Raw genomic sequence first — 9,755 nt, forward strand, 5'->3', positions numbered from 1 at the left:
GCGGTCGTTCGGGAGGGAGGAGCGGCGACGAATTCGCCGGGTCGGCGCCCCCGCCATGGCCACCTTCCGCAACCGCGCCATCGGCCTGCTCACTTCTTTCTGACGAGCGTGATGCCGTCCGCCATCGGCAGCAAGCAGATTTCGACCCGCTCGTCGGTGTGCAGCCGGGTGTTCAATGCGCGCACCGCAACGGTGTCGATGTCCGTCACGGCCGGATCGGCGACCCGGCCGAAGAACAACGTGTTGTCCACCACGATCAGCCCGCCCGGGCGCAGCAGGGACAGCGATTCCTCGTAATAGTGGAGATACCCCGACTTGTCGGCGTCGATGAACACGAAATCGAACTCGGCGCCCTCCTCGCGCAGCGCCGCGAGCGTGGCACGGGCGTCACCGGCCCGCACCTCGATCCGGTCCGCCACCCCCGCCTCCTGCCAGAAGGGCCTGCCCATGTCGGGCCACTTCGCCGCGAGGTCACAGGTCACCAGCCGTCCGTCGGCCGGCAGGGCGCGTGCCATGCACAGCGTGCTGTAGCCGGTGAAAGTGCCGATCTCCAGCACGGCGCGGGCGCCGGTGAGGCCGACGAGCAGCGCGAGCAGCTGGCCCTCCTCGGGCATCACCTGCATCACCCGCGCCGCCGGCACCGTCGCTGTCTCGGCCCGGAGCCCGGCGAGCACCTCGTCGTCACGCAGGGAGGTGGCCCGCACGTAGTCGAGTAATTCCTGGTTCGCATTGATCTGCTGAGCCATGAGGATACTTTCGTGAAATGTCGCAGCGGGGGATTGCGGCCCAGTCTACGAATGGTCCCGGTGGTGTCAACGGTGGATTCCCGAACTCGCACAGGTGTCACTTTCCCGGGAGAAATAGGGGGGTATTCAGGGGGGTGGGCGCCGCGCTCGCGGATCATGCTGAGAGTGGGGGAAGAGAACAGGGCGGGACGGTCCGTCGGCCGAGCGTTCCCAGGGGAGGAAACATATGTTGCGCGAAGAGGCCGAAGACTTCTCGCTCGCCGTTCTCGGTGCGGGCACAATGGGTCTGGGGATCAGCGCGCTCGCGGTGGGGCACGGCGTACCGGTCACGCTGGTGGAGGCCGACGCGGCGAGAGCCCGGCAGGCGCCGGCCGCGGTCACCGCGCAGTTGCGCATGGCCCAGCTGATGAACGCGCTGCCGGCGGACCGTGAGTACGGCGAGCTGACCGTCACCGGGTCGCTCGCCGGGGCGGCCGGTGCCACGGTGGTGATCGAAGCCGTCACCGAGGACCTGACGCTCAAGACGAAGGTGCTCGCGCAGACCGCCGCACTGACCGGCGCCGGGGTAGCGCTGGTCTCGAACACGTCCTCGATCCCGATCGACGAGCTGGCCGGATACCTGCCGGACGCGGCCCGGTTGATCGGCACCCACTTCATGAACCCGCCGTACCTGATCTCGACGGTCGAGGTCGTCAGGGGCGCGAGCACCGGCGAGGCGACGCTTTCCGCCGTCACCCGGCTGCTCGGCGTCCTGGCACGCAGACCGGTCGTGGTCGGCGACGGGCCGGGTTTCGTGACCAGCCGGATCCTGCACCCGATGATCAACGACGCGGCCCGCGTCGTGCAGGAGGGCACCGCCACGGCCGAGGCCGTGGACACCCTGATGCGCGAATGCCTCGGACACCGGACCGGCCCGCTGCGCACGGCGGACCTCATCGGCCTGGACAACCTGGCCGACTCGCTGCGGGTGCTGGCCGAGCGCACCGGCGATCACCGGGCGGCGCCGTGCGAGCTGCTGCTCGACAAGGTCCGCGACGGTCACCTCGGCCGTAAGACGGGCCGCGGCTTCTACGACTACGGGAAGGCACAACCGTGACGACAACCTCAGAGCCGGTGGCCGAGCAGGTGCAGGCGTTTCTCACCGAGCGCACCCGGCAGACCTGGGCGCGGGACACCGACCTGTTCGCCGTCGGCGGCGTGTCGTCGATGTTCGCCATGGAGCTCGTGGTGCACCTGGAGTCCACTTTCGACATCGTGATCGCCGGTCCGGACCTCGCACTGGACAACTTCCGCACCGTCGACGGCATGACCGCGCTGGTGCTGCGGCTGCGGGAGGCCGAGCAGTGAGCGACGACCTCGCCGGACTCGTCGCGGACCGGGTGGGCGACCGCGCGGCGGGCTGGGACGTCGCCGGCGAGCTGCCCCGCGACCTGCTGGCCGAGCTGGGCGCGCTGGGCGTGCTGTGCGCCCAGGTCGGCGTCGAGCACGGTGGAGCGGGACTGGACAGCCGGGCCAACGGCGAGCTGACCGCCGCGGTCGGCGAGCTGTGCGGTTCGCTGCGCAGCGTCATGACCTCGCAGGGCATGGCCGCGTGGGCGATCCGCCGGCTGGGCACCGCCGGGCAGCGCGACCACTTCCTGCGCCGGCTGACCTCGGGGGAGCTGGCCGCCGTCGGGTTCAGCGAACCGGGCGCGGGCAGCGACCTCGCCGCTATGGCCACCACGATCACCGACGGCGGGTCCGGCGACGTCGTGGTCCGCGGCCGCAAGGTGTGGGTCACCGCCGCCCACTACGCCGACCTGCTCCTCGTGTTCGGCGGCTACCGGGGCGGCGCCACCGCCGTGGTGGTGCCCGCGGACACGCCGGGTGTGCGGGTCGAGCGGGTGCCGCACCCCAGCGGGTGCCGTGCGGCCGGGCACGCCGGCCTGGTCCTCGACCATGTCCGCGTGCCGGCCGACCACGTGCTGGGCGGGGTCGGACTGCCGCTCCCGCTGGTCGTCACGGCGGCGCTGACCTACGGCCGGATGTCCGTCGCCTGGGGCTGTGTCGGCATCCTGCGCGCGTGCCTGGCGGCGGCCGTCGAGCACACCGGCGGCCGTGAGCAGTTCGGCATTCCGCTCGCCGGGCATCAGCTCGTCGGCCGGCTGCTCGCCGAGCTGTACGTCGGCGAGCAGATCGCCACCCGCGCCTGTGAGCACGCCAGCGCGTCGTGGGACGGGGGCGCGCCCGAGGTCGCCACCGACGCGGTGCAGGCCAAGTACGTCGCCTCCCGCGCGGCCGCCGCCGGGGCCTCCCACGCGGTCCAGCTCCTCGCGTCCGCCGCCGCGTGCGACGGCCACGTGGTGGCCCGCGCGTACCGGGACGCGAAGCTGATGGAGATCATCGAAGGCACCACCGAGATCTGCCAACTCCTGCTCGCCGAACACGTGCGGGGCCGGGCGGGCACTGTGAGAGGACGGCCGTGACCGCGACGCCGATGGTGAAGTGTCTGATCTGGGACCTGGACGACACGCTGTGGCGCGGCACCCTGGCCGAGGATGCCGGCGTGCGGCCGTTCGCGTGGGCGCGGGAGGTGATCACCACCCTCGACGGACGGGGTGTCCTGCAGTCCGTCGCCAGCAAGAACGACCATGACCACGCCTGGTCGCGGCTGGAGGAGTTCGGGCTGGCCGAGTACTTCGTGGTGCCGCACATCGGCTGGGGCCCGAAGTCGGGCTCGGTGCGCGCCATCGCCGAGCGGCTGAACTTCGCGCACACCGCGATCGCCTTCATCGACGACAGCCCGGTCGAGCGTGCCGAGGTGGCCCATCACCTGGCCGACGTGCGGTGCTACCCGGCCGAGGAGGCCGCGGGGCTGGTCCGGCGGCCGGAGTTCAGTCCCGCCGTCGTCACTGTCGACTCCCGCCGGCGGCGGCAGATGTACCGCGCCGGGTTCGAGCGCGACGCCAGCCGGGCCGAGTTCACCGGCCCCGACGAGGGCTTCCTGCGCACGCTCGACCTGGAGATGACCATCGAGCGCGCCACCGAGCAGGAGCTGTCCCGCGTGGAGGAACTGACCCTGCGCACCAGCCAGATGAACGCCACCGGCGTGCACTACGACGACGCGACGCTGCGCGGCCTGCTCGCCGATCCCGGCCACGAGGTCCTGGTGGTGACGATGGCGGACCGGTTCGGTCCGCACGGCGCCGTCGGCATCGTCCTGCTGGCCCGGCACGAGCGGGTCTGGCACCTGAAGCTGCTGGCGACCTCGTGCCGGGTCGTGTCGCTCGGCGCCGGCTCGGCCCTGCTGAACTGGCTGTCCGACCAGGCCGCCCGCGCCGGCGTGCACCTCGTCGCCGACCTGCGCCGCACCGACCGCAACCGCATGATGGAGATCGCCTACCGGTTCGCGGGATTCACCGAGCACGAGTGCGCCTGCGCGGCCGGTCTGCCGGCGCCGGGCGTCGACGGTGTCGAGCGCCTGCACCTCGTGCCGGCCGGCCGTCCCGCGTCGAGCGCACTGCGCCTGACCTCGCTCGACCTGACCGCCGCACCGCCCCGCTGACGCCGGGGCCCGGCCTCAGCGGGAACCGCGCAGCAGCAGGTCCGCACACAGTTCCCCCGGCAGCTCCTCGCGCCGTTTGACGGACAGCTTGCGGAACGCGCGGGTGAGGTGCTGCTCGACCGTGCTCGGCGTGACGTACAGCTTCAGCGCGATCTCGCGGTTGGTGTACCCGGCGGCCGCCAAAGACGCCACCCGGCGCTCCGAGCCCGTGAGCGACCGGATGCCGTCCGGCCGCGCCGGTTCCCCGGGATCGTCGAAGCCTGCGCCCAGCTCGTCGAGGAACGGCTTGGCACCGCAGGACTTCGCCAGTTGCCGCGCCCGGCGCGCGAGGCGCCGCGCGCGCCGGTCATCGCCGAGGGCGTGGTGCGACGCGCCCAGATCACGCAGGGCCCGCGCGAGCTCGAAGTCGTCACCGGCGTCCTCGAGCAGACCGACCGCCTCACCCAGCAGCTGGTGCCGTCGCTTCGCGGAGCGGGTCTGCGCGAGCAACCTCAGCGACTGGGCACGTGCCCGGTCACCGTCGGCGCCGCCTCGGGCCACCTGATCGAGGACGAGCCGGCGGGCCTGGTCCCGATCGCCCAGGCGCAGCCATGCCTCGGCCGCGGCGGTCCGCCACGGAACCGGGGCGGCGCCGGCCAGCGCCCAGCCGGTGAGCAGTTCACCGCACCGCAGGAAGTCGGCGAGCGCCGCCTGCACGCGGTCCGTCGCGAGCAGGAAATGGCCGCGACCGTAGAGGTGGTGCAGCCCGGCAAGGGTGTCGAACACCGCCGGCGGAACCGTCCGGCCGACGTACCGGGAGGCTTCCTCGTACCGGCCCGTCCGGGTCAGCGCGAGGACCAGACCGCCGAGCGGAAGTCCGACGAACGCTCCCCACGAGCCCGGCGCCGGGAGGGTGAGCGCCGTCCGCGCGGTGGTCGCGGCCTCGTCGAACTCGCCCTTCCTGGTGAGGATCTCCGCTTTGGCCGCGAGCACCGAGGCCTGGACGACGGGCAACCCCCGGGACTCCGCCCTCGTGAGCAGCTGGTCGCACCAGAACGACGCGGCGCCGAGCCGGTCGGCGTAGATCAGGGTCATCAGGGCGGGCAACCCGCTCGGGCCCGGCCCGGACGCGCACCGGCCGGAGAGCGGCTCCCGCAACACCCGCTCCGCTTTCGCGACGACGTCCGCGCCGCACCCGCGCCCGAGCAGTTCCGCGAGCACGGCCGTGGACCGTGTCTCCACCCGCACGCCGGTTCCGCCGGCGACCGTCTTCCGGGACAGCGCGGGAAACGTGGCCGCCAGCCAGAGTTCGAGGTCGCGCAGCACGGGGGAGTCCGTTCTCCCGCGCAGGCCCGACAGCAGCTCCCCGGCCTCGTCCGTCCTCCCGCGCCACAGCAGCTGACGCACCAGCACGGCTCGCGCGGGCACGTCGAGATCGCCCGATCCCGCCGCGGCGAGCAGCGGTCCGAGGCGGACGGAGGCGGCGACCGGGTCGATCCTCGATTCGAGCTCGAGCAGCCGCACCCGGATCCTCGCCCGGTCTCCGGCCTCGGTCCGGTGTTCGAGGGTGTGGTTCAGCAGTTCGATGGCCACCCTTGGCTCGTCCTCGGCGAAGGCGCCGGTCAGCAGTACTTCGTCCACCCAGGGGTCCGGCATCCGCCCGGCCCGAACCAGGTGCCGGGCGACCACCGGCGCGGGCAGACCGGCGCCGTGCAACAGCCGGGCGGCACGACGGTGCAGGTCTTCACGCATCGGCGCCGGAAGATCGTCGAGCACGGCCAGCCGCGCCGCGCTGCGCCGGAACGTCCCGTCGCGCAGCAGTCCGGCGGACGTCATCGCGGCGAGCGCTTGCCCGGTCGGCTCGATGTCGGCGCCGGCGAGGTGTTCGAGGGCGGGCACGGTGGCGGCGTCGGTCAGCACGGCCAGTCCGCGCACGACCGCCAGTGGCGTCGGCCCGGTGCGGTGGAGACAACCGAGGAATGCCTGACCGTACCCCTGGGCCAGGACTTCGCCGGCTGTCTCGCAATCGGCCAGCAAAGCCCGCAGCAGCACCGGATTGCCGCCGGTGGCCTCGTGGAACCACCTGCGTTTGTCGTGGTCCACCCCGGCACCCGACTGCTCGACGACCAGGTGTCCGACCGTCCGCGGGTCCAGTGGCGCCACGGTGATCCGGTGCAGGCCGGGACTGCGCAGCGCCTCGGCCCGCAGCGGCAGCGAGCAGGCCCGCACGTTCCGGTCGTCCGTGAGGACCACGACCATCCGCGTGGCCGGCAGCCGTCGCACCAGTTGCGACAGACAGCGCGGGGACGGGAGGTCGGCGTGGCGGATGTCGTCGACCGCGATCATAAGGGGCCGCTGCCCGGCGAGTTCGAGCAGCACCCCGTACAGCCGTCGGGAAAGCAGATCGTTGTCGGCCTCACCGGCGTCCGTGGTGGAGAGGACCCGCTGCGCCACGGATGTCACGTCGCCCGGAACGGACGCCGCCTGCGGGCCGGCTTTCACACCCTGGACGAGCTGGGTCAGCACACCGAACGGGACGTCGCGCTCGGCAGGTGAACAGGCCGCGACGAGGGTGCGCACACCGGACTCGGCGGCCCGGCCGACGCAGTGGGTGAGAAGTGTGGTCCTGCCGCAGCCCCAGGGGCCGTCCAGCAGGAGAATCCCACCGCCGGCCGCATCGCCGGCTGCGGACAGCATCCGGGTGAGTATCGAGTCCGCGCGCTCGACGGCCCGGTTCACCTTGCCCCTCCGCTGAAGAGTCCCCCGCGCCAAGAGGTGCGGCGCTCGGTGACGGTGAACGCGTCATCTTCGGAACCTTTGCAGGCAATGGCCGATATGTGCGCCTGATGCCGCGCAGTCACCACGAGGCCGGTCGGCGGCGTCCTGATCCTGTATAGGGTGTCTGGCCGGGCCCGCAGCGGCGAAACGCGCCAGAACCGGTGCTGCCGATCCCGTCGCAGGACCGGGTGGCATCGCGCGGCACGTGCGCCGCGCGGCGGAAACGGCCGACGGCCACCGGACCGCCGAAGAACCGCCCGCCGGAAACCACGGATACCACGAGGTGCCGGCCGGTACCGGCGCCGGGTGGTCCTGGCGGACCGGTCCGCAGGTCCGAAGTGTCCAGACGAGGAGAATTCATGGCAGTGCTCGGTAGGTTGCTGAAGAACCGGCGGGCCGGGGAGGCGGGCCTGGCCTGGAACACGCCGAACCTGGCGGGGCCCGAGACCCTGCGGGTGACCAGTGCGGACTTCGAGCACGAGGCGACGCTGCCGGTGGCGCACGCCGGGAAGCGGTCCGGCGGCCAAAACACCTCGCCGGCGCTGAGCTGGACCGGAACCCCCGCCCGCGCCACGCAACTGCTCCTGGTCGTCGAGGACCTGGATGTACCCCTGCCGAAGCCGTTCGTCCACGGAGTCTTCCTTCTCGACGCTGCGGTGACCGAAGTCGCGCGGGGTGCGCTCGACGAGAACAGCGCCACCGCGGGGGTGCGGGTGCTGCGGTCCGGCAAGGGACGCGGCTACCTGGGGGCGGACCCGATCAAGGGGCACGGCCCGCACCGGTACGCCTTCCAGCTCTTCGCGCTCGCGCAGCCGATCACCGCCTCGGCGGGCGGCGCGGACCTGGAATCGGCCAAACCACGCGCCGTGCTCGACGCCGCCGGCGAGGTCCTCGCGCGTGGCCGGATCGACGGCCTGTACGAGAACCCCTGATGCCCGGCGGCCGGCGGTGATCAGTGCGCCGGTACGCCGATCCGGTGCGGGGCGGGTGATTCCGGCGTCCACGGCGTCCACGGCACCCGCCCGTCCCTGGCCAGGGCGAGCAGCGCCGCCTGGTCCTGCGCGCCGACCGCACGGTCCTCCTCGGAGCCGACGGTGCCTTCCGGGTCGAGGAACAGGCAGGCCACGTCGGCGCCGTGGACCGGCCGGTTCGCCAGCTCGGGATAGGCGAGCACGGTCCGCCAGTTGGTGGACGGCGCGTAGTCGAACTGCTGGTACCACACCGGGGCGCCGCCCTTGTGCTGGGCGGCGAGCAGTTTTTTGGCCGGCCCCACCCAGATCAGCTCGGACAGCGCGTCGATCTTCTCCCGGTGCGGCAGCGACTGGTCGTGCTCGGGGAACGCGCGCAGGTAGGCCGTGTCGACGGCGTTCCAGGCGTCCCACGCCCCGCTCTCCTCGGTGACGTTCGAGACAAGCAGCGGAACGCCGGCCATGAGCCCCGCCCCCAGCGAGGCGAGCGGGCTGCGGGGCAGGACGCTGCCGTCGACGAACGGTCCGTACCGGATCATGGCCGGGCCGTTCGAGGTGGACGTGGCCTGCTTCAGCATCCGCCGGTGGATAGTGCGCAGCCCCACGTTGGGCAGCCGCGCGAGATCCGTCGGCGTCGCCGCCAGCGGTCCGGCGGCCGCAAGGAAGTCCTTGGCGAACCGGGCGGCCCGCTCCTCGGCCATCGGCGGCTGGGCGCCGCTGTAGAGCGCCGCCTTGTGGAACAGCCCCTTGGCCGCCGGAGCGCCCAGCAGCGCCGCCACGTCCGACGAGCCGGAGGACAGGCCGAACAACGTGACGTTGTCCGGGTCGCCGCCGAAGGCGGCCACGTTCTCCTTGACCCAGCGCAGCGCCTGGATCTGGTCGAGCATGGACAGGTTGGCGCTGTCCTTGAAGTCCGGGTCCAGCGCGCCCAGATAGAGCCAACCCCAGGCCCCGATCCGGTAGTTCGCGGTGATCACGACCGCGTCGTGCCGGGCGGCGAAGTGCCAGACGTCGTTGGTCGACGTGCTGCCGCTGCCGTAGGCCCGGCTGCCGAAGTGCAGCCACACCAGCACCGGCCGGCGCGCGTGCGGGTTCGGGTCGGGCGACCAGATGTTGAGGTTGAGGCAGTCTTCGCTCTCGGTCGCGTCGGGGGACACCGTCGAGGGCGTCTGGCCGGGGATGATCGGCAACTGCCAGGAGACCGGGCCCCAGTGGCGCGCATCGATCCGACCGGCGGGGACGGCCGGCGCCGGTGGCCTGAACCGTTGCCCGACCCGGCCGTACGGCATGCCGCGCCAGTTCGGAACGCCCCGGTCCAGGAAGCCCCGCATCGAGCCGGACGACGTTTCCACCACCAGGTCGTCATCGGTCAGGTCGTAATCGGTTTCCTCGCGCATGTGATGTGCCTGCTCCGAATCGTGAGGGCGGACGGCGGCGCCATTCTCGTCGGCAAAATACCTGCCGAGATTCGCACGGATCCTTCCGGCGGGGTATCACCAATTCTGGTGGTCGTGCGGCCTCCCCGGTATCCGGACCCGACTACCAGGTTGGGGAGTTGATGTCGCGGATCGCGGCGATAGTTTTGATTTTCGGGCCCGCCGGTTTCGCGGACGGCGGCCGATCTGCTCGACCGCTTCCGTTGCAGGGTGAATGAGAGGGACTTCGTGCGCACTCGGCGAAAAGTTTCCGAAGTCGATTTTCGTGACTCGTCGGCGGATGCCTCCCGGGCGGAGGTCTTCG

At 72.1% G+C, this 9,755-nt stretch carries 8 protein-coding genes; 5 read left to right on the forward strand and 3 right to left on the reverse strand.

Annotated features, from left to right (window positions below):
• Positions 1-89: 89 nt before the first annotated feature.
• The gene (locus POF43_RS12285; RefSeq protein WP_271312212.1) at positions 90-746 is read right to left on the reverse strand and encodes an O-methyltransferase; all 657 of its coding nucleotides are present in this window, start codon (positions 744-746) and stop codon (positions 90-92) included.
• A gap of 226 nt (positions 747-972) precedes the next feature.
• Between POF43_RS12285 and POF43_RS12290 the strand changes: the two genes are divergently transcribed.
• The 4 genes from POF43_RS12290 to POF43_RS12305 are packed head-to-tail and all read left to right on the forward strand — an operon-like array spanning position 973 to position 4,290.
• A complete protein-coding gene (locus POF43_RS12290) occupies positions 973-1,842 on the forward strand; it encodes a 3-hydroxyacyl-CoA dehydrogenase family protein (protein WP_271322325.1) in 870 nt (289 codons plus the stop codon).
• On the forward strand, positions 1,839-2,093 hold the full coding sequence (locus POF43_RS12295) for an acyl carrier protein (protein ID WP_271312214.1): 255 nt from the start codon (positions 1,839-1,841) through the stop codon (positions 2,091-2,093). The genes POF43_RS12290 and POF43_RS12295 overlap by 4 nt, the downstream gene beginning before the upstream one ends.
• On the forward strand, positions 2,090-3,211 hold the full coding sequence (locus POF43_RS12300; RefSeq protein ID WP_271312215.1) for an acyl-CoA dehydrogenase family protein: 1,122 nt from the start codon (positions 2,090-2,092) through the stop codon (positions 3,209-3,211). The genes POF43_RS12295 and POF43_RS12300 overlap by 4 nt, the downstream gene beginning before the upstream one ends.
• Positions 3,212-3,222: 11 nt before the next feature.
• Complete coding sequence (locus POF43_RS12305) at positions 3,223-4,290, forward strand: HAD-IIIC family phosphatase (RefSeq protein WP_271312216.1); 1,068 nt, start codon at positions 3,223-3,225, stop codon at positions 4,288-4,290.
• A 15-nt stretch (positions 4,291-4,305) separates the two neighbouring features.
• Here the strand turns inward: POF43_RS12305 and POF43_RS12310 are convergent, their stop codons facing one another.
• Positions 4,306-6,966, reverse strand: a complete 2,661-nt coding sequence (locus POF43_RS12310; RefSeq protein WP_271322326.1) for a helix-turn-helix transcriptional regulator — start codon at positions 6,964-6,966, stop codon at positions 4,306-4,308.
• 440 nt (positions 6,967-7,406) lie between these two features.
• On the opposite strand from POF43_RS12310, the gene POF43_RS12315 reads away from it, so the two are divergent.
• On the forward strand, positions 7,407-7,979 hold the full coding sequence (locus POF43_RS12315; RefSeq protein WP_271322327.1) for a YbhB/YbcL family Raf kinase inhibitor-like protein: 573 nt from the start codon (positions 7,407-7,409) through the stop codon (positions 7,977-7,979).
• A gap of 20 nt (positions 7,980-7,999) precedes the next feature.
• Here the strand turns inward: POF43_RS12315 and POF43_RS12320 are convergent, their stop codons facing one another.
• Positions 8,000-9,412 carry a carboxylesterase family protein gene (locus tag POF43_RS12320; protein ID WP_271322328.1) on the reverse strand — a complete coding sequence of 471 codons (1,413 nt, stop codon included), beginning with the start codon at positions 9,410-9,412 and terminating at the stop codon, positions 8,000-8,002.
• Positions 9,413-9,755: the final 343 nt, after the last annotated feature.

It is taken from the genome of Streptantibioticus silvisoli (assembly GCF_027947535.2).
Classification (GTDB): Bacteria; Actinomycetota; Actinomycetes; order Streptomycetales; family Streptomycetaceae; genus Streptantibioticus_C; species Streptantibioticus_C silvisoli.

Bases quoted from the DNA above. Each gene is read 5' to 3' on its own strand.
- POF43_RS12315 (WP_271322327.1), top strand. From the start codon at position 7,407: ATGGCAGTGCTCGGTAGGTTGCTGAAGAACCGGCGGGCCGGGGAGGCG.
- POF43_RS12310 (WP_271322326.1), bottom strand. From the start codon at position 6,966: ATGCTGTCCGCAGCCGGCGATGCGGCCGGCGGTGGGATTCTCCTGCTG.
- POF43_RS12305 (WP_271312216.1), top strand. From the start codon at position 3,223: ATGGTGAAGTGTCTGATCTGGGACCTGGACGACACGCTGTGGCGCGGC.
- POF43_RS12290 (WP_271322325.1), top strand. From the start codon at position 973: ATGTTGCGCGAAGAGGCCGAAGACTTCTCGCTCGCCGTTCTCGGTGCG.
- POF43_RS12285 (WP_271312212.1), bottom strand. From the start codon at position 746: ATGGCTCAGCAGATCAATGCGAACCAGGAATTACTCGACTACGTGCGG.
- POF43_RS12320 (WP_271322328.1), bottom strand. From the start codon at position 9,412: ATGCGCGAGGAAACCGATTACGACCTGACCGATGACGACCTGGTGGTG.